The sequence below is a fragment of the Streptomyces sp. NBC_01476 genome (genome assembly GCF_036227265.1).
Lineage (GTDB): Bacteria > Actinomycetota > Actinomycetes > Streptomycetales > Streptomycetaceae > Actinacidiphila.
Window position 1 is genome coordinate 5,841,653 of record NZ_CP109446.1, and the last position, 22,278, is coordinate 5,863,930.

General features: G+C 70.6%; 21 protein-coding genes. 6 read left to right on the top strand and 15 right to left on the bottom strand.

The features are described 5' to 3' along the window. Position 1 precedes the first annotated feature (1 nt). The 14 genes from OG552_RS25675 to OG552_RS25740 all read right to left on the bottom strand — a co-directional run bounded on the left by OG552_RS25675 (position 2) and on the right by OG552_RS25740 (position 15,380). Positions 2 to 232: an acyl-CoA carboxylase subunit epsilon gene (locus OG552_RS25675; protein ID WP_329136782.1), complete on the bottom strand. Its 231-nt coding sequence runs from the start codon at positions 230 to 232 to the stop codon at positions 2 to 4. Between the two features lie 102 nt (positions 233 to 334). After that, positions 335 to 1,912, bottom strand: a complete 1,578-nt coding sequence (locus OG552_RS25680; RefSeq protein WP_329136784.1) for an acyl-CoA carboxylase subunit beta — start codon at positions 1,910 to 1,912, stop codon at positions 335 to 337. After that, positions 1,909 to 3,534: an FAD-dependent monooxygenase gene (locus OG552_RS25685; protein WP_329136786.1), complete on the bottom strand. Its 1,626-nt coding sequence runs from the start codon at positions 3,532 to 3,534 to the stop codon at positions 1,909 to 1,911. The genes OG552_RS25680 and OG552_RS25685 overlap by 4 nt, the downstream gene beginning before the upstream one ends. Beyond that, complete coding sequence (locus OG552_RS25690; RefSeq protein ID WP_329136788.1) at positions 3,531 to 5,036, bottom strand: FAD-dependent monooxygenase; 1,506 nt, start codon at positions 5,034 to 5,036, stop codon at positions 3,531 to 3,533. The genes OG552_RS25685 and OG552_RS25690 overlap by 4 nt, the downstream gene beginning before the upstream one ends. 2 nt (positions 5,037 to 5,038) lie before the next feature. Continuing rightward, positions 5,039 to 6,007 (bottom strand): aromatase/cyclase, encoded by a 969-nt coding sequence (locus tag OG552_RS25695; RefSeq protein WP_329136790.1) that lies wholly within the window; start codon positions 6,005 to 6,007, stop codon positions 5,039 to 5,041. A 97-nt stretch (positions 6,008 to 6,104) separates the two neighbouring features. Then, positions 6,105 to 6,890 (bottom strand): SDR family NAD(P)-dependent oxidoreductase, encoded by a 786-nt coding sequence (locus tag OG552_RS25700; RefSeq protein WP_329136791.1) that lies wholly within the window; start codon positions 6,888 to 6,890, stop codon positions 6,105 to 6,107. 136 nt (positions 6,891 to 7,026) lie between these two features. Then, positions 7,027 to 7,302, bottom strand: a complete 276-nt coding sequence (locus OG552_RS25705) for an acyl carrier protein (protein ID WP_329136793.1) — start codon at positions 7,300 to 7,302, stop codon at positions 7,027 to 7,029. An 80-nt stretch (positions 7,303 to 7,382) separates the two neighbouring features. After that, complete coding sequence (locus tag OG552_RS25710) at positions 7,383 to 8,591, bottom strand: ketosynthase chain-length factor (protein ID WP_329136795.1); 1,209 nt, start codon at positions 8,589 to 8,591, stop codon at positions 7,383 to 7,385. After that, positions 8,588 to 9,859, bottom strand: a complete 1,272-nt coding sequence (locus OG552_RS25715; protein WP_329136797.1) for a beta-ketoacyl-[acyl-carrier-protein] synthase family protein — start codon at positions 9,857 to 9,859, stop codon at positions 8,588 to 8,590. The genes OG552_RS25710 and OG552_RS25715 overlap by 4 nt, the downstream gene beginning before the upstream one ends. Beyond that, a complete protein-coding gene (locus OG552_RS25720; protein WP_329136799.1) occupies positions 9,856 to 10,185 on the bottom strand; it encodes a TcmI family type II polyketide cyclase in 330 nt (109 codons plus the stop codon). The genes OG552_RS25715 and OG552_RS25720 overlap by 4 nt, the downstream gene beginning before the upstream one ends. 110 nt (positions 10,186 to 10,295) lie before the next feature. Next, complete coding sequence (locus OG552_RS25725) at positions 10,296 to 12,056, bottom strand: acetyl/propionyl/methylcrotonyl-CoA carboxylase subunit alpha (protein WP_329136802.1); 1,761 nt, start codon at positions 12,054 to 12,056, stop codon at positions 10,296 to 10,298. A gap of 390 nt (positions 12,057 to 12,446) precedes the next feature. Further along, positions 12,447 to 13,160, bottom strand: a complete 714-nt coding sequence (locus OG552_RS25730) for a response regulator transcription factor (protein WP_329141128.1) — start codon at positions 13,158 to 13,160, stop codon at positions 12,447 to 12,449. 684 nt (positions 13,161 to 13,844) lie between these two features. Beyond that, complete coding sequence (locus tag OG552_RS25735; RefSeq protein WP_329136804.1) at positions 13,845 to 14,510, bottom strand: response regulator transcription factor; 666 nt, start codon at positions 14,508 to 14,510, stop codon at positions 13,845 to 13,847. 174 nt (positions 14,511 to 14,684) lie between these two features. Next, positions 14,685 to 15,380, bottom strand: a complete 696-nt coding sequence (locus tag OG552_RS25740; RefSeq protein WP_329136806.1) for an antibiotic biosynthesis monooxygenase — start codon at positions 15,378 to 15,380, stop codon at positions 14,685 to 14,687. A gap of 228 nt (positions 15,381 to 15,608) precedes the next feature. Between OG552_RS25740 and OG552_RS25745 the strand changes: the two genes are divergently transcribed. The 3 genes from OG552_RS25745 to OG552_RS25755 are packed head-to-tail and all read left to right on the top strand — an operon-like array spanning position 15,609 to position 17,969. Continuing rightward, on the top strand, positions 15,609 to 16,055 hold the full coding sequence (locus OG552_RS25745) for a nuclear transport factor 2 family protein (RefSeq protein ID WP_329136808.1): 447 nt from the start codon (positions 15,609 to 15,611) through the stop codon (positions 16,053 to 16,055). After that, positions 16,052 to 17,374, top strand: a complete 1,323-nt coding sequence (locus OG552_RS25750; protein WP_329136811.1) for a cation:proton antiporter domain-containing protein — start codon at positions 16,052 to 16,054, stop codon at positions 17,372 to 17,374. Before OG552_RS25745 ends, OG552_RS25750 begins: the two co-directional genes overlap by 4 nt. Before the next feature lie 34 nt (positions 17,375 to 17,408). Beyond that, positions 17,409 to 17,969: a flavin reductase family protein gene (locus OG552_RS25755; RefSeq protein ID WP_329136813.1), complete on the top strand. Its 561-nt coding sequence runs from the start codon at positions 17,409 to 17,411 to the stop codon at positions 17,967 to 17,969. A 65-nt stretch (positions 17,970 to 18,034) separates the two neighbouring features. On the opposite strand, the gene OG552_RS25760 is transcribed toward OG552_RS25755, so the two are convergent. Further along, a complete protein-coding gene (locus OG552_RS25760) occupies positions 18,035 to 18,484 on the bottom strand; it encodes a winged helix-turn-helix transcriptional regulator (RefSeq protein WP_329136815.1) in 450 nt (149 codons plus the stop codon). Positions 18,485 to 18,658: 174 nt separating this feature from the next. Between OG552_RS25760 and OG552_RS25765 the strand changes: the two genes are divergently transcribed. The 3 genes from OG552_RS25765 (at position 18,659) to OG552_RS25775 (ending at position 22,272) form a co-directional block, all read left to right on the top strand. Then, positions 18,659 to 20,155, top strand: a complete 1,497-nt coding sequence (locus OG552_RS25765; RefSeq protein ID WP_329136817.1) for an MFS transporter — start codon at positions 18,659 to 18,661, stop codon at positions 20,153 to 20,155. Positions 20,156 to 20,214: 59 nt separating this feature from the next. Next, positions 20,215 to 20,613, top strand: a complete 399-nt coding sequence (locus OG552_RS25770; RefSeq protein WP_329136819.1) for a pyridoxamine 5'-phosphate oxidase family protein — start codon at positions 20,215 to 20,217, stop codon at positions 20,611 to 20,613. Positions 20,614 to 20,796: 183 nt separating this feature from the next. Continuing rightward, complete coding sequence (locus tag OG552_RS25775; protein WP_329136821.1) at positions 20,797 to 22,272, top strand: FAD-dependent monooxygenase; 1,476 nt, start codon at positions 20,797 to 20,799, stop codon at positions 22,270 to 22,272. Positions 22,273 to 22,278 lie beyond the last annotated feature (6 nt).

A 22,278-nucleotide genomic window follows, 5' to 3' on the forward strand; every position in this document is an offset into this window, starting at 1 on the left:
CTCACACCCCGTGCCCGCGGTGCCACCCGCGGGGGTCGGCATACGCGGAGTGCCGCTCCGGGCGGCGCCAGCCCGCGAGCGGGAGGGAGCCGTGTGCGGACAGATGCGGCTCGGCGTCCAGGGCGCCGGTCCGTGAGCGCAGTACGGCGATCAGCGCGGCCAGTTCCTCGACGCTCGCCGCGCCGCGGTGCACCCGCAACAGGTCCGCGACGTCCCTGGTCTGTTCGTCCATCGGTGCCCCTCATCCGGTCGTGGTGTATTCCGTTCCGATTTCCGTTCCGATTTCCGGTCCGGTCGGGCCGCGGCCCTCGCCGCCGCAGGCCCGGCTCCCGCGTCACTGCGGGGGGTTGCCGTGCTTGCGGCTGGGCAGCGCGGTGGACTTGGTGAAGAGCATGCCGACGGTCCTGCACAGCACCCGGCGGGTCTCGCGCGGGTCGATCACGTCGTCCACCAGGCCGCGCTCGGCGGCGAAGTAGGGATGGACGAGCTCCCTGCGGTACTCGTCGATCTTCTGCCGGCGCATCTCCTCGGGGTCCTCGGCCGCGGCGATCTCCCGGCGGAAGACCACATTGGCGGCGCCCTCCGCACCCATCACCGCGATCTCGTTCGTCGGCCAGGCCAGCGCCACGTCCGCCCCGATCGAGCGGGAGTCCATCACGATGTACGCGCCGCCGTACGCCTTGCGCAGCACCACGGACACCCGCGGGACGGTCGCGTTGCAGTACGCGTAGAGCAGCTTCGCGCCGCGCCGGATGATGCCCTCGTGCTCCTGGTCCACCCCGGGCAGGAAGCCCGGCACGTCCACGAGGGTGATCAGCGGGATGTTGAACGAGTCGCAGAACTGGACGAACCGGGCGCCCTTCTCGCTCGCCTTGATGTCCAGCACCCCGGCCATGGCGGCAGGCTGGTTGGCGACGATGCCGACCACATGTCCGTCGAGCCGGGCCAGCGCGCAGACGAGGTTGGGCGCCCAGGCCGCGTGCACCTCCATCGACTCGCCGTCGTCGACGATCTCCTCGATCACCCGGCGGACGTCGTACGAGCGGTTGGCGTCGGCCGGCACCAGATCGAGCAGCGCGTCACCCGGGCGGTCGGCCGGGTCGTCGCTCGCACTGTGCGGCGGCAGTTCGCGGTTGTTCTGCGGGAGCATCGACAGCAGGAAACGCACCTCGGCCAGGCAGGTCTCCTCCTCGTCGTAGGCGAAGTGGACCACCCCGGAGACCCCGGCGTGCACATCCGCGCCGCCCAGGCCGTTCTGGCTGATCTCCTCGCCGGTGACCGCCTTGACCACGTCGGGGCCGGTGATGAACATCTGTGAGATGTCCCGTACGGCGAAGACGAAGTCGGTCAGCGCGGGCGAGTAGGCCGCACCGCCCGCGCACGGGCCGAGCATCACCGAGATCTGCGGGATGACCCCCGAGGCAAGGGTGTTGCGCCGGAAGATGCCGCCGTAACCGGCCAGCGCCGAGACGCCTTCCTGGATGCGGGCGCCGGCCCCGTCGTTGAGGGAGACCAGCGGCGCGCCCGCCGAGATGGCCATGTCCATGATCTTGTGGATCTTCTCGGCGTGGGCCTCGCCCAGCGCGCCGCCGAAGATGCGGAAGTCATGCGCGTAGACGAAGACCGTCCGGCCCTCGACGGTGCCCCAGCCGGTGACGACACCGTCCGAGTAGGGCTTCCTCTGCTCCAGCCCGAAGCCGGTCGCGCGGTGCCGCCGCAGTGGCTCGACCTCGGTGAAACTGCCCTTGTCCAGCAGCAGTTCGATCCGCTCGTGGGCGGTGAGCTTGCCCTTGTGGTGCTGGCGCTCGGTGGCGTCGGGGCCGGGCCCCTGCCGGGCCTGCTCCTTGATCGCGCTCAGTTCCGCCAACGGGCTCCGGGCGGGGCCGGCTCCGGCCGTTCCGGTGACCGTCATACCGCCACCGCCCCGGCGCCCGGGCGGGGCTCCCACCCCGCCACCGGGGAGCCGAACCACCGGCTCAGCGCCGCCGTCAGACCCCCGGCGCCCGCCGCCGACCCGGGTGCCCACACGACATGACCGTCGGGGCGCACCAGCAGGGCGCGAGCGCCGCCGAAGGCTTCCTGGTCCCGCGGCGTCGCGGTGCTCAGCACCACACGGTCCTTCCAGCCGGCCGCGACCGCCTGCACCTCCGGGTCGCCGGTCAGGTCGAGCAGCACCCCCTGGGCGGAGTGGAGCAGCCGGCTGGTGCTGGTCTCCCCGGTGGGCGAGACCAGCGTCCTGGGCGGTATCCGGCGGCCGAGCAGCGGGCCGCCGTCACCGCCGACGTCGTACCGGATGTCCAGGCCGCTGACGACACCGGCCAGATACCGCCTGACGTCCTCGACCCCGATCAGTCCGGCGAACAGCTCGCGCAGCGGGTCGGACTCGGGGCCGCCGAGGAAGACCAGGTTCTGGGCCCGGGTGTTCATCAGCAGCCTGGCCCCCACCGGGTGCCGCTCGCTGTGATAGGTCTCCAGCAACTCCTCCGGGGCCCAGCCCTGGACCACCGCGGCCAGCTTCCAGCCGAGGTTGACCGCGTCCTGCACACCGGTGCTCAGACCCTGCCCGCCGGCCGGCAGATGGATGTGCGCCGCGTCACCGGCCAGCAGCACCCGGCCGCGGCGGTACTCGGTGGCCTGCCGGGCAGCGTCCGAGAAGGAGCTGACCCACTCGGCCGACCGGTCCGCGATGGACTCCCCGGTGATGCCCTCCCACGCCGCGGCGACCTCCGCGAACGACACCGTCCGCGTCCGCTCCACCGCGGGCGCGCCCTGCGGGCAGACGATGATCCGGTCCACGCCTTCGCGCAGCGGGGCGGCCATCACCATCCCGGCCGGTACCCGCTCGCCGAGCGGCCGCGGCCGTATTCCACCACCCACCACGTCGGCGAGATACATCCCGCGGGTCGCCGCGGTGCCGGGGAAGTCGAAGCCCGCCGCCTTCCGCACGACGCTCTGACCGCCGTCACAGCCCACCAGGTACGAGGCGGTCAGCCGTCGCGCGCCTTCCGGGGTGAGCGCGGTGACCGCCACGCCGGACGCGCCGTTGACGAGGTCCACCAGCTCCCAGCCGCGGTGCAGCCGCGCGCCGAGGCCGGTCGCCCACCGCTCCAAGGTGGCCTCGGTCTGCGACTGCGGGACGCCGCGGGCGCCGAAGTGGGCGTCGGGCAGGACCGTGTAGTCGAAGCGCACCCCGCCGAAGTGGCCCAGCGGGCTCTTCTCCGGGTTCCCGAACTCCGGGAGCAGGCCGCGCTGGTCGAAGATCTCCATGGTGCGGGCGGTGAAGCCCAGACCGCGGGACTGCCCGGTCGGCTCGGCCAGGCGCTCCAGCACGGTGACCCGGGCGCCGCCCAGCCGGAGTTCGCCGGCGAGCATGAGGCCGGTAGGACCGGCGCCGACGATGATCACGTCGGCGTCGGTCGTGCCGGTGCCGATCGCGTCGGCCCCCTCCGGTATGTCCATTGCGTTCACGGGTTTTCTCCTTCCTCGGTTGTTCTGCCAGTGGTTTCCGCGCCGGTCCGGTGCCGGCGTCGTCACAGCCCCGGCTCCGGGGGCCCGAACCAGCGCCGCAGGGCGGCGGTCGCGCCGTCGCGGTCGGTGCCGGCCCAGGCGACATGGCCGTCCGGGCGTACGAGAAGGGCGCCGCCGGTGCCCAGCGGTCCGGCCGGTTCCGGGCGGACCGGGACGGTCGTGACCCGGTCCGCCCACAGGGCTCCCAGCCACCGCAGCTGGGTGTCCGGCGGCGCGGAGAGGTCCAGCAGCAGGCCCCCGCCATGGCGCAGCAGTTCGGTGGTGGTGACGGTGCCGCCGGCGGTCGCCAGCTCCAGATGCGGCAGCCGGGCCCCGAGCAGTGGATGGTCCCCCGGGCCGGCCGGGTAACGGACATCGAGGCCGGTGACCATGCCGGCCAGATGGCCGCGCGCGGGTCCGGCCGCGATCAGCTCGCCGAGCAGGGCGCGGACCGGCTCGACCTCCGGGCCGCCGAGCAACAGCAGACCCTGGGCGCGGATGTTGGCCAGCACCCGGGCACCCACGGCGTGCCGCTCCTCGTGATAGGTCTCCAGCAGCTCGGGCGCCGACCGCGGGCCACGGACCGCGGAGGCCAGCTTCCAGCCCAGGTTGAAGGCGTCGTGCAGGCCGAGGTTGAGGGCCTGGCCGCCGCTGGGCATCTGCACGTGCGCGGCGTCACCGGCGAAGAGCACCCGGCCGTGCACGTAGCGTTCGAGCTGCCGGTTCGCGTCGTCGAAGGCGTTGAGCCACAGCGGCTCGCCACCGCCGATGTCCTCGCCGGTCACCCGCCGCCACACCTCGACGACCTCGGCGAACTCCGGTGCGCCGGTGCGCGCTCCTGCCGGCCGGCCGAACTCGTGGACCATCACCCGGGTGACCCCGCTTGGTCCCCTGGACGCGATGGCCAGCCCGTTCGGCAGCCGCTGGAAGCGGCGGTCCGGCACCTGGATGCCGGCCACGTCGGCGCGCAGCAGCTCACGGCGCGCGGGCAGGCCGGGGAAGGCCGCCCCGATCAGCCCGCGTACCGTGCTCTGCTCGCCGTCGCAGCCGACCACGTACGCCGCCCGCAGCCGCCGCGGACCGCCAGGGGCTTCCGCGGTGACATCCACCTGCCCGCCCCGGTCGGCGACCGCGCGGACCTCCCAGCCGCGGCGCACGTCCGCGCCCAGCGACACGGCCCACTTCTGCAGCAGCTCCTCGGTCCTGAGCTGGGGCACCTTCCACTGGCCCGGGTAGCGGGTGGGCAGCGTGAGGTCCATCGGGACGCCGCCGAAGTGACCCCTGGGATCGTTGGCCGGCGTCCCGAGGTCGGCGAGCAGGCCCCGGCTGTCGAAGATCTCCATGGTGCGGGCGTGCAGCGTCGTGGCCCGCGACGCGGTGGTCGGCGACTCCCGCCGCTCCAGGACCACCACCGACGCGCCGTGCAGGCGCAGTTCACCGGCGAGCAGCAGGCCGACCGGTCCCGCGCCGACCACCACGACCTGGGTCTCCTCCACCGGCCCGGCCCGGCCGGCCTCCCCGGCTGCCATGCTCAGCCCGTCTTCCGGGCGAGCGCCTCGGCGTACGCCTTGGCGTGGCCGAGGGTGGCGCGGCTGTTGGTGGACAGCGCGGTGCGCACGTACTCCCTGGCGTCCGCCACGGTCGCGTCCGGGCCGAGGACACGAGAGATGTTCTCGCTGTTGAGCACGACGGTGTGCTGGGAGGTGGCCGCCACTCCGCCGTCGGACTCGGCGAACGTCCAGTAGCCGGTGTGCAGGGTCAGCAGGGCCGGCAGGGTGATCTGCTTGTAGGCGATGCCGTGGTACGGGAACGTCACCCGGTAGGACTTGGTCGTGTGGGTCGAGCCGTCCTTGGCGACGGTGTCCATCTCCAGGGTCTGCAGCCCCTTCTCGTCCTCCTCGAAGCGCACCTTCGCCACGTGCGGCAGCCGCTCGGACCACAGCCCCGCTTCGTTGATGAAGTCGAAGACGTCCTCGGCGCGGCCGTCGATCCGCACGGTGTCCTCGAAGGAGAAGGTGAGCTCCGACGCGAGGTGCGCGGCCTCGATGTTCTCCTTCAGCGCGGCCAGTTCCGAGCGCGAGTTGCGGTCCACGGCCTGGTCGATCCAGCTGAGGCCCTCGGGGTCGTCGTCGACCGACCGGTACTCGTGCAGCAGCCGCACCCGGGACTCGCCCGGTGCCACCTCCTCGATGATCCAGGCGCCGCCCATCGAGGCGACCGGCGGGGACGACACCAGTTGCTGGAAGTTGACACGGCGCTGCTCCGGCTGCAGCATGCGGCGCGAAGTCCAGCTCTTGGCCTCCCCGTTGGCGGTGGCCCAGATCCGGATCTGCTCGTCGTACTCGGTCTTGCGCACGTAGTCGACGTAGATGGTCGGCGGGAAGATCCGCGGCCAGTTCCGTACCTCGGCGATCATCCGGTAGACGGCGTCGGCCGGGGCCGAGACCGTGATCTCGTGCTCCACCTGGTGCTGCGTGGCGGGCGTGGATGGTGTCGGCATGTCCAACTCCTTGCTGTGGGCTGGCGGGCTGGGGGCTGGGGGCTGGGCGCGGGGCGCGGGGCGCGGAAGGGATACGGCGCAGGCGCGGGTGAGGGCGTCAGAAGTTGCCGAGGCCGCCGCAGACGTTGATGGCCTGCGAGGTGACGGAGCCGGCCGCGTCGGTGGCCAGATAGCCGACCATGCCGGCCACCTCCTCGGGCGTGGAGTAGCGGCCGAGCGGGATCTTCGCCTGGAACTTCTGCAGGATCGCGTCCTCGTCGGTGTCGTAGGCCGCCGCGTACCCCTGGCGGACCCGCTGGGCCATCGGCGTCTCGACATAGCCGGGGCAGACCGCGTTCACCGTGATACCGGTGGGCGCCAGCTCGTTGCCGAGCGCCTTGGTGAAGCCGACGACACCGTGCTTGGAGGCCGAGTACGGGGCGCCGAGGACGACGCCCTGCTTGCCCGCGGTGGAGGCGATGTTGATGATGCGGCCCCAGCTCCTGTTCCGCAGGCCGCCGGTGTTGAGCACCTCCCGGGTCATCCGGAAGACGCTGTTGAGGTTGGTTTCGATGACGTCCTCCCACAGCTCGTCGGCGATATCGGCGGTCACCCCGCCGCCGCTGCGCCCGGCGTTGTTGACCAGGACGTCCACCCGGCCGAAGCGGTCCACCCCCGCCTGGACGAAGGCCCGCACGGACGGCCCGGACCGTACGTCGACGGTGGTGCCGTCCACGTCGAACCCCTCGGCCTGCAGCTCCTTGACGGTGGCGGTGACGCCTTCGGGGCTGCGGGCGCCGATGAACACCCGGAACCCCTGCCCGGCGAGCTGCCGGGCCGAGGCCAGGCCGATGCCGCTGGTGGCGCCGCTGATCAGGGCGACCCGCTGGTCCTGCTGGGACATGTCGTCTCCTGTGTCTCGTGACTTCGCGTGGTACGGGGCAGCCGCGGCGGTCCGGGTGACTGGGCAGCACACCGGACCGCCGCAGCCGGCAGGGGGGCGGACAACCGGAGCGCTGCGCCGGCCGTCGCCGGGCGGGTCAGGCCGCGTTCTCCGCCGTCACCGACAGGGAGGCGTTGACGGCCTCGATCAAGGTGCGCGGCGTCGCGTTGTCGTTGAACAGGTCGTCGTCCAGCGCGATCCCGTACTCGCGCTCGATCCAGCTGGTGGTCTCCAGCAGCGCCAGCGACTCGTAGCCGAGCTGGTCGAAGGTCTGGTCGAGGATGTCGCCGGCCAGGTCCACTGCCTCGTCGGCGCCGGCGGCGCCCAGGAGGATGCGCCTCAGGTCGTCGATGGTGAACTCTTTCGTTGTCACGGTCTTTCCTTTCCTGGTGGTTTCTGCTCCGGGTGGTTCCTGCTCCGGGTGGTTTCTGCGGGGATCGCCGTCTGTCGCGGTCAGGCCGTTGTGAGCAGGACCGCCGAGTTGAAGCCGCCCTCGCCGCAGGCCAGTACCAGAGCGGTACGCACCTCGGCCGGGCGCCGGTCGGTGACCAGGTCAAGGCCGTACGCGTCGGCGGGCCGCACATTGACGGTGGGCGGGATGACACCGCCGGCCATGCTGAGCAGGGCGGCGGCGACGTCGAGCGGGGCGGCGCCGGAGTAGAGCCGCCCGGTCATGGTCTTGGGCGCCGTCACGGGCACGCCGCGGCGGCCGAACACATCACAGATCGCCTTCGCCTCGACGCTGTCCCGCTCCGGTACGGCGGCGGCGTCGGCGAACACCACGTCCACCTCGGCGGGCCGCACCCCCGCGTCGTCCAGCGCGATCTCGATGGCCTTGCGCAGCGCCGGCTCCCGCCCGCTGCCCGGCCGCGGGTCGAAGGTCGACCCGTAGCCGGCCACCTCGCCGTAGACGCGGGCACCGCGGGCACGGGCGGCCGCGGCGTCCTCCAGGATCACGATGGCGCCGCCCTCCCCGGGGACATGGCCGCGGGCAGCGCTGTCGAAGGGCAGATACGCGTGGTTCGGTTCGTCGCTGGTGCTCAGTCGGCCGCCGGCCAGCTGAGCCACCCAGCCCCAGGGGCAGATGGAGGCGTCCACCCCGCCCGAGACGATCAGGTCGGTGCCGCGGCGGATCTGCCGGCGGCCCTGCGCGATCGCGTCCAGCCCGCCGGCCTGGTCGCTGACGACCACGCTGCTGGGGCCCTTCATCCCGTTGCGGATCGAGATCTGGCCGCTGTTGACCGCGTAGAACCAGGCGAAGGACTGATAGGCGCTGACGTACTGGCTGCCCTTGCTCCACAGCGCCTGCAGTTCACCCTGGCCGAACTCGAAGCCGCCGGACGAACTGGCGGTGACCACGCCCATGTCGAAGTCCGGCAGATCACCGGGCCTGACCTCGGCGTCCGCCAGCGCCCACTCGGTGGCGACCAGCGCCAGCCGGGTCATCCGGTCGGTCTGCGGGAGCAGCCGGCTCGGCAGGTACTCCTCGGCCGCGAACCCCGGTATCTCACCGGCGAGGCGGGCCGGGTACTCCGCCGGGTCGAAGCGGGTGATCCGGCTGATGCCGCTCTTACCGCTGCGGGTCGCGGCCCAGAAGTCCTCCGTCCCCAGCCCGTTCGGCGCGACCACGCCGAGTCCGGTCACCACCACCGACCTCGTCATGCCACCCTCCTGTCGGGACGCGCCAGCACCACGGCGCTCTGGAATCCGCCGAATCCGCTGCCCACCGAGAGCACCGCGTCGGTCCGGTGCTCGCGCGCGGTGAGCGGCACGTAGTCCAGGTCGCACTCCGGGTCCGGTGTGTGCAGATTCGCGGTCGGCGGCACCACGTTGTTCTCCATGGCGAGCGCCGAGGCGGCGATCTCGATGGACCCGATGGCGCCCAGGGAGTGGCCCACCATCGACTTGATGGAGCTGACCGGGGTGCGGTACGCGTGGTCGCCCAGGCTCTTCTTGAACGCCGAGGTCTCGTGCCGGTCGTTCTGCTTGGTGCCGGAGCCGTGCGCGTTGATGTAGTCGACGGCCTCGACGTTCAGCCGCGCCTCACCCAGCGCCACCCGGATCGCCTCGGCCATCTCGTTCCCGTCGGGGCGCAGCCCGGTCATGTGGTACGCGTTGCTGCGGGTGGCATAGCCGGCCACCTCGGCGTACACATGCGCACCGCGGGCCCTGGCGGCCGTCAGCTCCTCCAGGACGAAGACGGCGGCGCCCTCGCCGAGCACGAATCCGTTGCGGGTGCCGTCGAACGGCCGGGAGGCGTGCTCGGGCTCCTCGTGGCGCGGCGTGGTCGCCTTGATGGCGTCGAAGCAGGCCAGGGTGATGGGGGAGATCGGCGCGTCGGAGGAGCCGGCGACCATCACATCGGCGGAGCCCTCGCGGATCAGGTCGACCGCGTACCCGATCGAGTCGATCCCCGAGGTGCAGCCGGTGGAGACCACGGTGCTCGGGCCCTCGGCGCCGACCGCCCACGCCACTTCGGCGGCGAACGAACTGGGCACCAGGTAGTTGTAGAGGTGCGGGACGGCGTACTCGTGGTTCACCAGGTGCAGCCGGCCGCCGTCGCTGACCACCCGGTACTCCTCGTCCAGGCCCATCGTGGCGCCCACCGCGCTGCCGATCGTGACACCCACGCGGTACGGGTCGAGCGTGCCCAGGTCGATGCCGGCGTCCGCCACCGCACCCCGTGCGGCGACCACCGCGAACTGCGCGGCCCGGTCCATCCGCCGGATCTCCTGCGGGGACAGGCCGTGTTCCTCCGGGTCGAAGTCGATCTCGGCGGCGACCCGGGACCGGAACTGGGCCGGGTCGAAGAAGGTGATGCCCCGGGTCGCGGTGCGCCCGTTGCTGATCAGGTCCCAGAAAGCGCCGCGTCCGACGCCGCCGGGTGCCAGCACCTCGATCCCGGTGATCACCACTCGGCGGCCGGTCATGCGCCGGCCTCCCAGGTGTAGAAGCGGGTCGCCATGGCATCCGCGGGGGACCGCCAGGTCGCCGGGTCGTAAGCCTCGATGAACGGCTTGAGGTCGTCGCTGATCCGGATGAAGCGCTCGTCGCCCTTGGCCTGCTCGATGAGCCGGCCGCCGTTGTCCGCCTCGAAGTCCTGCAGGTGGAAGTAGAGGCCGCGGTAGTGGAAGAGCTGGCGGCGGCGCGTCCCCATCAGGTGGGGCATCTCGGAGTCGTCGAACTCCCCGAAAAGCCCTGCGACTTCCGCGGCCGATCCGGGGTCCATCCTGGCCACGATCAGCGTGCTGTGCATGGTGAGACTCCTTAAGGGGGGATGACCGGATTCCGGCCGGACCGTGCGGGCGCGCGCATGCCGGGACCTGCCCGGCGCGCGGGGAGGAGCGGGGGGCCGAGCAGCGTCGGTCAGCCCTTGATCTCGCAGATGACGGCGCCGGAGGTGACGGAGGTGCCGACGTCCGCGGTGAGGCCGATGACCGTGCCGGAGCGGTGGGCGTTGAGCGGCTGTTCCATCTTCATCGCTTCGAGGACGACGATGAGGTCACCTTCGGTGACCTGCTGGTTGTCCTGGACGGCGACCTTGACGATGGTGCCCTGCATGGGAGAGGCGAGGGCGTCGCCGGAGACGGCTCTGGCGGCCTTCGCGGTCGCCCGCCGTTTCGGCTTGGCGCCGCCGGCCGCCGCGGTCCGCGCCAAGGTCATCCCCAGCGAGGCCGGCAGAGAGACTTCGAGACGTTTCCCGCCGATTTCCACGACGACGGTGTCGCGGCCGGGGTTGTCGCTCTGGTCCTGGGCCGGTCCGGCGAAGGCGGGAACGGTGTTGGCGAACTCCGTCTCGATCCACCGGGTGTGGATGGTGAACGGCCCCCCGTCCTGGGGGTTGAAGGCCGGGTCGGTGACCACGGCGCGGTGGAAGGGGATCGCGGTGGCCATCCCCTCGACGGTGAACTCACCCAGGGCCCGTGCGGCGCGCTGCAAGGCCTGCTCGCGGGTCGCACCGGTGATGATGAGTTTGGCCAGCAGGGAGTCCCAGGCCGGCCCGATCACCGACCCGGATTCCACCCCGGCGTCCAGGCGCACCCCCGGCCCGGTGGGGGGCTGGAAGAGGGTGACGGTGCCGGGTGCGGGCAGGAAGTTCCGTCCGGGGTCCTCACCGTTGATCCGGAACTCCAGGGAGTGGCCGCGCAGTGGCGGGTCGTCGTAGCCGAGGGCTTCGCCGTCGGCGATGCGGAACATCTCCCGCACCAGGTCGATACCCGAGACTTCTTCGGTGACGGGGTGTTCGACCTGGAGGCGGGTGTTGACCTCCAGGAACGAGATCGTCCCGTCCTGCCCGACGAGGAACTCACACGTGCCCGCGCCGACGTAGCCGGCCTCGCGGAGGATCGCCTTCGACGCCGCGTACAGCTGGGCGTTCTGGTCGTCGGAGAGCCAGGGTGCGGGGGCTTCTTCGACGAGTTTCTGGTGGCGGCGCTGCAGGGAGCAGTCGCGGGTGGAGACCACGACGACGTTGCCGTGGGTGTCGGCCAGGCACTGGGTCTCGACGTGGCGGGGGCGGTCGAGGTAGCGCTCGACGAAGCATTCGCCGCGGCCGAACGCGGCCACCGCCTCCCGGACCGCGGAGTCGTAGAGTTCGGGGACCTCTTCCAGGGTCCTGGCGACTTTGAGTCCGCGTCCGCCGCCGCCGAAGGCGGCTTTGATGGCGATGGGGAGGCCGTGTTCCCTGGCGAAGGCGACGACTTCGTCGGCGCCGGTGACGGGGTCGGGGGTGCCGGCGACCAGGGGTGCGCCGGCGCGCTGGGCGATGTGACGGGCCGCCACCTTGTCGCCGAGGTCGCGGATGGCCTGCGGTGGGGGGCCGATCCAGGTCAGGCCCGCGTCCAGGACCGCCTGGGCGAACTCGGCGTTCTCGGAGAGGAAGCCGTATCCGGGGTGGACCGCGTCCGCGCCGGACTCCGCGGCGGCGGTCAGGACCTTGCCGGCATCGAGGTAGCTGGTGGCAGGGGTGTCACCGCCCAGCGCGTACGCCTCGTCCGCGACACGGACATGCACCGCGTCCCGGTCGGGATCGGCGTAGACGGCCACGCTGGCGATCCCCGCGTCCCGGCAGGCACGGGCAACACGGACTGCGATTTCACCGCGGTTGGCGATGAGCACCTTACGCACGATGACTCCCCACTCTCAGCCGCGTCCCGGGGGCACCGGGGATCGGCCGACCGGAAACACAGGACAAGTCCGCGGCGAAATGCGCGACGGAACGTGAATCCATCGTTGTCCGGGGAGGCAGCGCCGTTCAAGGTATTCCGATTCAGTCTTCGGTCGGGATGTGCAGGAGGATTGCCGATTTGTCGGCTGCAGGCCATGTCTGTGTCAGATGAATGTCAGACGCTCAGGTCACGGAGGCCGGCGGGAGTGTCGGCGGAAGAACCGGAAACCGCGTTCCGGAAACAGCCTGGAAGGGGCATGGAAAGAAAAAAGGCGGGTCCCGTGGTACGGAACCCGCCGGCTGAGCGGAAGAAGCGGTGCAGGATTTTCCTGGGCGTCGCCGATACGTGTTCAGGCACCGCCGAATCGGAATCCGACACCACGTACCGTGATGATCCAGTCGCTCCCGCCGAGTTTGCCCCGGAGGCTGCTGACATGGGTGTCGACGGTACGCCGGGACCATGAATCGCCCCAGATCTGCTGCATGATCCGCTTGCGCGGAATGACCGCGCTGGGGTGCGAGGCGAGCAGGTAGAGCAGGTCGAACTCCTTGCGCGTCACCTCCACCTCCTCGCCGTGCAGCCGGACCTCACGGGCGCCTGCGTCTATCTGGAGCGGCCCGTGCGAGACGATTCTGGCCGGCTGCGATCTGATCCGTATGCGGCGCATGACCGCGTCCATGCGCGCCACCAGTTCGCGGGAGCCGTACGGCTTGACGACATAGTCGTCCACGCCCGCCTGGAGTCCCAGGACGCGGTCCAGTTCACTGCCCAGCGCGGTGACGGCGATCATCGGTACATCCGACAGCGCGCGGATGTCACGGCAGACTTCCAGTCCGTCGATGTCCGGTAATTCAAGATCGAGCAGGATGATGTCGGCGGTTTCGCATGCCTGGAGTGCGGCGGCCCCGGTGCTCACACCTTCGACTTCGTGCCCGCGCCGGCGAAGGCATTCGGCGAGCGTCTCCCGTTCGCTCGTGTCCTGCCCGACGATCAGGACCCGCCAGGTGGGCGCGGACGTCTGTGGAAACGGAGGTGGCCCGGAAAACGAAGAGATTCCCGTCATGCCCGGCGTCATCAATTTCCCCCAGTTGGTAGACCCGTGCGAAGTCAACGTCGCGACCATACAAACCTTCGGCTTGCTCTGTCAACGTTTTTCCAAGCGTCTTGCAATGGCCTATTTGGGGGGACGAACGTGCCGGTTTTCCGGACGGATAAGCGGCGGCGCCGGTCCTGGCGGGGGCCGGGCCGAGCTCGGTTGCCGGGGTTCGAATCGTCTGCTCAACGGCCTCTGACGTGCGGGCACATGGTGGTTCCGGTGGCTGCGGGGCCGGGACTTGGTGGCCGGCCTGAGCGCCGCGGGCCGGCCGCGAAAGTGATCGGATCCGGCCGCGGGAGTCCGGTTCTCGGATTGTAACTGGCCACGATTCCCGATTGATCTTGTAACTTTGCCCGAGGCCGTAAGACACTTCCAACGCCATCTTTACATTCCATTTGGTTTAATGGCGCCGGAGGGAGGATTGTTGCATTTTGTTAATCGGGCGGCAATATTCGGATGCGTGCCGCGTCGCCTGCCGGTGGGCGGCGGCCGGCGGCGAAATCCGACAATCAAGATATAGGGCATTTGTCAAACCCCCGGGAACCCTGGGTTAATTCCGCGGGACACCTGCTGACGGGCGCGCGAACGCCCGGGGCGGGCGGCCCCGGTAGGGCCGCCCGCCCCGGGCGTTTCCTGGTCACTGCCCGGCCGTCACCGCTCCAGCGCGTCCCCGAGGCGGTAACCGATCCCGCGGATCGTCACGATCCAGTCCCGGCTGCCCAGCTTGTTGCGCAGCGAACTGACATGGGTGTCGACGGTACGGCTGGAGGCCGCCCACTCGTCCGCCCAGATCTTGGTCATCAGATCGCGCCGCGACACCACGGTCTGCGGCACCGAGGCGAGCAGGTAGAGCAGGTCGAACTCCTTGCGGGTCACCGGAACGGTCCGGTCGCCCACCCGCACCTGCCGGCCCTGCGGGTCGATGCGCAGCGAGCCGCGGGTGAGCACGGAACTGTCGGCCGGCCGGGTCATCCGCCGCATCACGGCATGCATCCTGGCCACCAGCTCGCGGTGGCTGTAGGGCTTGATCAGGCAGTCGTCGGCGCCTGCCTGCAGGCTGAGCACCCGGTCGAGTTCGGTCTCGCCCGAGGTGAAGGTGATCACCGGAGTGCTGCTCCAGTTGCGGATACGGCCGCACACCTCCAGACCGTCGAGGTCGCTCAGTGCCAGGTCGAGCAGGACGATGTCGGCCTCGCCACAGGCGGTCAGCGCCTCGCGGCCGGTGGTGGCCCGGCTGACACGGTAGCCGTGCCGGACCAGGCGTTCGGCCAGCAGCGTGGCTGCGGCCTCATCGGAATCGACTACGAGGACGTGCATCTCCACAGTTCGCTCCGGGAACTCTCCTCCGGCTCCCACGGCCCCGGCCGCGGTGGGCCGGGCAGGCGGCGGGGGCACCACGGACAGACGGTGGACCCGGCCGGCGCCGGTGCCGGCCGTGCCCACCGTCAGTGCATCGTCAACCGCGCCGGTTCACGGCAGGACCGGCCGCGCTCACGCCTCGGCCGAGCGGGTGTGCACCACCCGGTAGGTGTTGCTGTCCCGCTCGGTGGCCAGCGTCGCCACCCGCGACTCGCTCTTCTGCCGGGCCGCGGACCTGTCGGCCTCCGGCACCGCGCGGAAGGCGTCGTACGCCTCCTTGCTGTCCCACTGCGCGTAGGTGACCACGAACGCGCCGTCGACGCCGCGGGCGCGCAGACCGCGCAGGACGGTCTGGGAGCGGAAGCCGGGCACCTCCACCAGCCACTCCTGGGACGGGCCGAGCGCGTCGACCAGGTCGGCCTGCTCCTTCTCCGCCACCTTCAGGACCTCGATGACCGTGTAGTCGTCCCGGGTCGGGGAGATCTCGGTGACACCACCCAGCGCGGGGCTGCGCAGGGTGTGGACGACCTCGTTCTGCAGCAGCCGGATCGCGGTGGTGATCTCACCGAAGAGCGGAAGCGTACGGTGCTTGAACTCCTCACCGGCGTAACGGGCTTCGAGGTCCTCGCTGCTGCGCCACTGGATGAAGTTGGCGGTGCCGGGCTGGTCCACACCGCTGTGCACCGTGCTGGAGATCCAGCCCGGGTAGGCGGCGGAGTCGACGATCTCACGCATGGCGCTGAGCAGGCTCTCCTGCTTTTCCGGGGCATCGGTCGAGAACAGGTTGAGCACCGTCAAGTACTCACCATCGGCTGCGATCTTCGGCATGCTCTCTTCTCTTCCATTCGAGGATCAGGTGTATTACTGGTGGATTGCTTTGCCGGGGTGCCAGACCTCAGGATCACAAGAAGACCGCCGTACGGAAAAGTGCATCCGGTTCAGAATTGACGCCGTGTTCGTCAACTCTTCCGGGCCGTCGTCAAGTCTTCCGCAGCTTCGTCAGATCTGTGACAAACGGCCTTGGGCGGCCTTCGTGCGCGGCGCCATGCTCAGGTAATGCATTCCTTCCGACCGGCCACCGGGCCGGCCCATCTGCTCCATCGGTATCTCATCGGCCTCGACGACGAGAAACTGGACGACGCCTGGGCATCGACGCTGTTCACCGAGGACGCGGTTGTCGCATTCCCGATGAGCCGGCACTCCGGTATCGAGGGCCTTGCCGCCTATCACCGTGACTCCCTGTCCGCCTTCCGGAGCACCCAGCACCTGGCCGGTCCCGCGGTGGTCGACCCGCTCGGCGACGACCTGGTCAGGCTGCGGGCCAACCTCATCTCCACGCATGTCCACCACGGACCGCCGCAGACCCCGCTCTTCGTCACCGGCACCTTCGTCACCGGGGAGGCACGCCGGCTCCCCGACGACCAGTGGCGCCTGGCGTCGCTCGCCTTCCACGTGGTGTGGATGACGGGCTCCCCACCGAGTACCCAGGAGACCGCTTCATGAGCTCCCCCGCGTCCATGCCCCCCGTGACCGGACTCGCCGCCACCGCACCCGACATGCTCACCGCGGTCATGCTGGTCGACATCGCCGTCGTGCTGGTGGTCGGTGTGCTGCTCGGCCGGCTGATGAAGCGGCTGCGGCAGCCGGCCGTCATCGGCGAGATACTCGCCGGCATCGCGCTCGGCCCCAGCCTGCTGGGGGCGCTGCCCGGGAACCCCTCCGGGACCGTCTTCCCCAAGGACGTCCAGCCGCTGCTGAACGCCGTCTCCCAGGTCGGCCTGGTGCTCTTCATGTTCCTCGTGGGCTGGGAGTTCGAGAAGCGGATCGTCCGGCCGCACGCCCGGCTCGCGGCGGTCACCTCGCTCTCCTCGATCGCGGTGGCCTTCGGCCTCGGCTTCGCCCTCGCCGGCTGGCTCTACCCGGAGCACGCCGAGGTGGCCGGCCATCACATCGGCTTCGCCCCCTTCGCGGTCTTCCTGGGCACGGCGATGTCGGTCACCGCGTTTCCGGTGCTGGCCCGCATCCTGTCCGACAACCGGCTGCTGGGCACCCGGGTCGGCTCACTGGCCCTGGCCAGCGCGGCCGTTGACGACGTGCTCGCCTGGTGCCTGCTGGCGTACGTCTCCGCCATGGTCAGCGCCGGCGGCGACTACGCCAAGCTGGGCCGGATCGCCGTATGGGGCCTGGTGTACACCGGCGCCATGCTCTTCGTCGTACGGCCCCTGCTGTCCCGGCTGGTGTGGCGCTGGGCCGGGGCCGGGCGCTGGCCCGCGCTGCTGGTGGTGCTGAGCGCCGGTGCCTTCACCTCCGCGTGGCTGACGTCGTGGATCGGCATCCACGCGATCTTCGGCGCCTTCCTCTTCGGATTCGTCACCCCGCGCGAGCCGGCCCAGTTGCTGGCACAGAACCTCCGCAAGCCCCTCGACGACGTCAGCCTCGTCCTGCTGCCGGTCTTCTTCGTGGTCACCGGCCTCGGGGTCGACATCGGTTCGCTGACCGGCCGGGACGTACTCGCGCTCTGCCTGATCGTGGTGGTCGCCTGCGCCGGAAAACTGGTCGGCGCGATCGTCCCGGTGCGGCTGTCGGGGATGGGCTGGCGGGAGTCCAAGGACCTCGGACTGCTGATGAACACCAGGGGCCTGACCGAACTGATCATCCTGAACGCGGCCGTGACCCTCGGCGTCCTGGACGGACGCATGTTCACCATGATGGTGATCATGGCGCTCGTCACGACCGCGATGGCGGCCCCGCTGCTCTCCCGGCGGGAAGAACTCGTCGCCGTCACCCCGGAGAAGGCCACGGCGGACCTCGCCGGTCCGTGACCCGACCGTAGATCCTCCTCACAGAAGGTCTGTCGTGACAGCCATTCAGCACTTCACCCAGAAGCGTGTCGTCCCCCGTCTGCCGGTCGACAGCACGGCGCTGCGCGAAGCCTGCGGCGCCTTCGCCACCGGTGTCACCGTCATCACCACCGGAGCGCCCGGCGACTCGGCCGGGACGACGGTGAACTCCTTCACCTCGGTCTCCCTGGAACCCCCGCTGGTGCTCTTCTGCCTGCACCGTGACTCCCGCCTGGCCCCGGTGCTCCGCCGGAGCGGCGGATTCGTCGTCAACTTCCTGACGCACCGTCAACAGGAGCTGGCCTGGGCCTTCGCCGGGCGGGAGACCGCCCGGCTGGAGGACGCCCCGCACGAGCGCACCGCCGAGGGGCTGCCCATCCTCCAGGAGGCGCTCGGCTTCCTCGTCTGCCGGCTCGTCGACGAATACGGCGGCGGGGACCACAGCATCGTCGTCGGCGAGGTGCTGGAGGTGGGCGCCCACCGGCGGGACGAGGAGCCGCTGGTCTTCTTCCGCGGTTCCATGCACGTCCTGGAGGAACTGGTCCAGCAGGAACTGGCCGGCGAGGACCTGGGCTGAGCCCGTCCGAGCCGCGCCGGCGGCGGCCGTCCCGGCGGGGACGGCCGCCGTGCGCTGTCGCTCCCTCAGGAGCGGCGCCCGGGGGCCGAGGTCCCGATGGCGTCGTACGACCTGCGGGCCTCCTCGACCCGGCTCAAGTTGGCCTGCGACCAGTTGGCGAGCACCGCGAACAGCGGCGCCAGGCTGCCCCCGAGCTCGCTGATCTCGTACTCCACCCGCGGCGGCACCTCCGGGTAGTAGGTGCGCACCACCAGGCCGTCCCGCTCCATCTGCCGCAGCCGCTGGGTCAGCACCTTCGGTGTGATGGTGCCGATCCGGCGCTCGAGCTCGACGAAGCGCTGCCGTCCGAAGGTGTGCAGCGCCCAGAGAATCGGGGTGGTCCACCGGCTGAAGACGATGTCCGTCACCGGTCCGATCGGGCACGCCTGCTGCGGGGTCACCGCGGGCTTCGCCGTCGGGGCGGTCGAACCGGCCGGCCGGGAACGGCCGGTCGGGAGCTCGGTCGTGTCGGGCATGGGTTCCTCCGGGGGAGTCACTTTCCTCTAGGTACCTAATTTACTCAGGATGCTAGCTTCCTCAAGGCGTACACCGAACACCGATCCACCGCTTGCGCCGGAATTCCGCGTTCCCTTTTCGTCCCCTTCGCGGAGCCGCGCCACGTGGTTCCGTACTCGATGGCAGGAGCCGTCATGTCCATTCCGGAATCCGTGCAGAGCACGGCCACCTCCTCCCCTGCCGCGGCAGGGCCGGCCCGCCGTCCGGGCCTGATCCTCGCTTTTCTGAGCGTCGCCGGTTTCATGACGTTCCTCGATGTCTCCATCGTGAACGTCGCGCTGCCGACGATCGAACAGAAACTGGATATCTCCGCGACCCAGTTGCCGTACGTCGTGACGACCTACGGCATGCTGCTCGGCGGTTTCCTGCTGCTGTGCGGCCGACTCGCCGACACCTACGGCCGCCGCCGGATGCTCCAGACCGGCCTGGTGCTCTTCGCACTCTCCTCGCTGGTGGCCGGCCTCTCCCAGGAAGCCGTCATGCTGATCGTGGCGCGCGGTGCGCAGGGCCTGGGCGCCGCGTTCATCGCCACCTCGGCGCTGAGCCTGCTCACCAGCAACTTCGCCGAGGGCGCGGAACGCAACAAGGCCCTGGGTGTGTGGGGCGCGCTCAGCGGGCTGGCGGCCGTGGCCGGCGTGACCCTGGGCGGTCTGCTCACCGACGGCCCCGGCTGGCGCTGGATCTTCTTCATCAATGTGCCCATCGGCCTGATCGGTGCCTTCGTGGCGCCGATGGTCGTGGGCGAGAGCAAGGCCGCCGACCGGAACTCCTCGTTCGACATCGCCGGAGCCATCGCGCTGACCGCCGGCCTGGTCCTGCTCATCTTCACCCTCGGCCAGACCGTCGACGACTCCGATGTGCCCACCGGCCGCATCACCGTCGGGTTCGTGCTGGCGGGCCTGCTGATCCTGGCGTTCCTCCTGATCGAACGCCGGGCCAAGGCCCCGCTGATCCCGCTGGGCATCTTCCGCCGCGCTTCGCTGCGCGCCGCCAACATGGTGGCCCTGCTGCTGCTCGGCAATGTCGTCACGCTCTTCTTCTTCGCCAGCCTCTTCATGCAGCAGGTGCTGGACTACTCCCCGCTGAAGACCGGTCTTGCCTACGTACCGCTGGCGGTCATCGTGGCCGTCGGCGCCGGCGTGGCCTCGCAGCTCGTCACCAAGATCGCCGCCAAGCCGGTGCTGCTGGTCGGGCTGCTGTTCACCCTCGGCGGCATGCTGCTGCTGCACCGGACCCCGGTGCACTCCTCGTACCCGACCGACATCCTGCCCGCCTTCCTCATCACCGGCCTGGGACTGGGCCTGTCGTTCGTACCGCTGCAGGTGGTGGCGTTCACCGGCACCAAGGAGAACGAGTCGGGCCTGGCCGCCGGGCTGATCAACACCAGCCAGGAGGTCGGCGGCGCGCTCGGCCTGGCCGTCGCCGCCACCTACGCCTTCCGTGACCTCGACAAGCTGACCTCGAAGGCGCACGGCGTGCCCGAACTGGTCCACCAGGCGCGCACCACCGTCTTCCACGACGCCTTCCTCACCGGGGTGGTCCTGGTCGCCGCCGCGTTCGTGGTCGCGCTCGTGCTGCTGCCCTTCACCAAGAGCTCGGACGCCCCCGATCCCTCGCAGCTGCACGGCTGACACCCGATCTGGTCCGATCTGGTCCGAGCTGATCCGAGCTGATCCGGGAGGGGCGGCCCATGCAGCGGCGCTCGGCGACCTTGTCGCCATCGGCGGAGGCGTTCCTCGCCGAGAACCATCTGTGCACGTTCATCACCATCAGGCCCGACGGCTCCCCGCACGCCGCGCCGGTCCGGTTCACCTGGGATCCCGAGGCCAGGCTCGCCCGCGTCATGACGGTGGGCACCCGGCGGAAGGCCCAGAACGTACTGGCCCGGCCGGGCGGCAGGGTCTCGCTCTGCCAGGTCGACGGCGGCCGCTGGCTGACGCTGGAAGGCGGCGCGGCGGTCTCGGACGACCCGGTCCGGGTGCGGGAGGGGGTGCGCCGGTACACCAAGCGGTACTGGTCACGGCCACCGGAACCGCTCGGACTCGTGGTCATCGAGATCGCGGTCGACCGCGTGCTCGGTCTGTACTGACGGGCGCCGAAGATCGCTGTCGGGGGCCGGCCGGCACCGGCCGGTCCCCGGCGGCCCGGGACGGAATTCCTCTGTAGTGGCTGCGCGGTCTCTGACGAATTTGTCAGAGTTCTGTAACGGCGGCCGTTCATCTCCGCGCACCACATCGGAATACTGGAGAAAACCCCAGCCGAAAGAGGGACGATGGACACCTTTGACACCGATGTGGTAATCGCGGGAGCGGGCCCCTCGGGACTCATGCTGGCAGGTGAACTCCGACTGGCGGGAATCTCCGTCATCACGCTCGACCGTCTGGCCGAACCCATGCGCCAGTCCCGCGCGCTCGGCTTTTCCGCCCGCACCCTCGAGGAGTTCGCACAGCGTGGCCTGCTGGCGAAATTCGGCCGGCTCGACACCATTCCCCTAGGTCATTTCGGCGGAATACCGCTCGATTACCGAATCATTCCGGGCGGCAACTTCGGCGTCCGCGGTGTCCCGCAGTCCAGGACCGAGGAGATCCTCACCGAGTGGGCCGTCGGGCTCGGCGCCGAACTGCGCCGCAGCCACGAGGTGACCGGCCTCGACGCCGATGACGAAGGCGTCACCGTCGAGGTCACCACGCCCGGCGGGGTCACCCGGCTGCGGGCCCGCTTCCTCGTGGGCTGTGACGGAGCCCGCAGCGCCGTCCGCAAGCTGTCCGGCATCTCCTTCGAGGGCAGCGACGCCACCCTGGAGATGAAGATGGCCGACTTCACCGGGGTGCGGGTGCCCATCCGCCCGACCGGCCAGGTCGGCCCGGCCGGCATGGTCGTGGTGCTGCCGCTCGGCCCGGAAGCCACTCGCGTGGTGGTCTTCGAGCGGGGCGCCGGAGTCCGCGGCACCCAGGAGGCACCGTCCTTCACGGAGGTCGCGGACGCCTTCGAACGGGTCACCGGGGAGGACATCCACGCGGCCACGCCGCTGTGGACCAGCTTCTTCACCGACGCCAGCCGGCAGGCCGGTTCCTACCGCAAGGGCCGGGTCTTCCTGGCGGGCGACGCGGCGCACATCCACCTCCCGATCGGCGCCCAGGGCATCAGCGCGGGCGTCGGCGACGTCGTCAACCTCGGCTGGAAGCTCGCCGCCGAGGTCAAGGGATACGCCCCCGAGGGCCTGCTCGACAGCTACCAGGCCGAACGCCACCCGGTCGGCGCCGGCATCGTCGCCAACACCCTCGTGCAGCGCTCCCTGTATCTGGGCGGCCCCGAGATGCAGGCCCAGCGTGACGTCTTCGGTGACCTGATGAAGCTCGGCGAGGTGCAGAAGTACCTCGTCGGCGCGGTCACCGGCCTCGACATCGTCTACGGGACGGCCGCCGCCGGGCACCCCCTGCTCGGGCGCCGGCTCCCCGAACAGGAGCTGATCGTCAGCGACACCAAGACCACCACGTACGAACTGCTCTCCCCCGGTCGTCCGCTCGTCCTCGACCTGCACGACAACGCGGAGCTGCGGAAGACCGCCGCCGCCTGGGGCGACCGGGTGGACACCGTCACCGCGACCCGCCACGACCCCGCCGCCCCGGCCGCGAGCCTGCTCGTACGCCCGGACGGATATGTGGCCTGGGCCGGCCCCGACGGATCGCCCGACGGCCTGGCCGACGCACTGACCCACTGGTTCGGCGCCCCCCGCGACGAGAACTAGCAGAAG

Coding starts and splice junctions, on each gene's coding strand:
- OG552_RS25675 (WP_329136782.1), bottom strand. CDS start 232: ATGGACGAACAGACCAGGGACGTCGCGGACCTGTTGCGGGTGCACCGC.
- OG552_RS25680 (WP_329136784.1), bottom strand. CDS start 1,912: ATGACGGTCACCGGAACGGCCGGAGCCGGCCCCGCCCGGAGCCCGTTG.
- OG552_RS25690 (WP_329136788.1), bottom strand. CDS start 5,036: ATGGCAGCCGGGGAGGCCGGCCGGGCCGGGCCGGTGGAGGAGACCCAG.
- OG552_RS25695 (WP_329136790.1), bottom strand. CDS start 6,007: ATGCCGACACCATCCACGCCCGCCACGCAGCACCAGGTGGAGCACGAG.
- OG552_RS25700 (WP_329136791.1), bottom strand. CDS start 6,890: ATGTCCCAGCAGGACCAGCGGGTCGCCCTGATCAGCGGCGCCACCAGC.
- OG552_RS25710 (WP_329136795.1), bottom strand. CDS start 8,591: ATGACGAGGTCGGTGGTGGTGACCGGACTCGGCGTGGTCGCGCCGAAC.
- OG552_RS25715 (WP_329136797.1), bottom strand. CDS start 9,859: ATGACCGGCCGCCGAGTGGTGATCACCGGGATCGAGGTGCTGGCACCC.
- OG552_RS25720 (WP_329136799.1), bottom strand. CDS start 10,185: ATGCACAGCACGCTGATCGTGGCCAGGATGGACCCCGGATCGGCCGCG.
- OG552_RS25730 (WP_329141128.1), bottom strand. CDS start 13,160: ATGACGGGAATCTCTTCGTTTTCCGGGCCACCTCCGTTTCCACAGACG.
- OG552_RS25735 (WP_329136804.1), bottom strand. CDS start 14,510: ATGCACGTCCTCGTAGTCGATTCCGATGAGGCCGCAGCCACGCTGCTG.
- OG552_RS25740 (WP_329136806.1), bottom strand. CDS start 15,380: ATGCCGAAGATCGCAGCCGATGGTGAGTACTTGACGGTGCTCAACCTG.
- OG552_RS25745 (WP_329136808.1), top strand. CDS start 15,609: ATGCATTCCTTCCGACCGGCCACCGGGCCGGCCCATCTGCTCCATCGG.
- OG552_RS25750 (WP_329136811.1), top strand. CDS start 16,052: ATGAGCTCCCCCGCGTCCATGCCCCCCGTGACCGGACTCGCCGCCACC.
- OG552_RS25760 (WP_329136815.1), bottom strand. CDS start 18,484: ATGCCCGACACGACCGAGCTCCCGACCGGCCGTTCCCGGCCGGCCGGT.
- OG552_RS25765 (WP_329136817.1), top strand. CDS start 18,659: ATGTCCATTCCGGAATCCGTGCAGAGCACGGCCACCTCCTCCCCTGCC.
- OG552_RS25770 (WP_329136819.1), top strand. CDS start 20,215: ATGCAGCGGCGCTCGGCGACCTTGTCGCCATCGGCGGAGGCGTTCCTC.
- OG552_RS25775 (WP_329136821.1), top strand. CDS start 20,797: ATGGACACCTTTGACACCGATGTGGTAATCGCGGGAGCGGGCCCCTCG.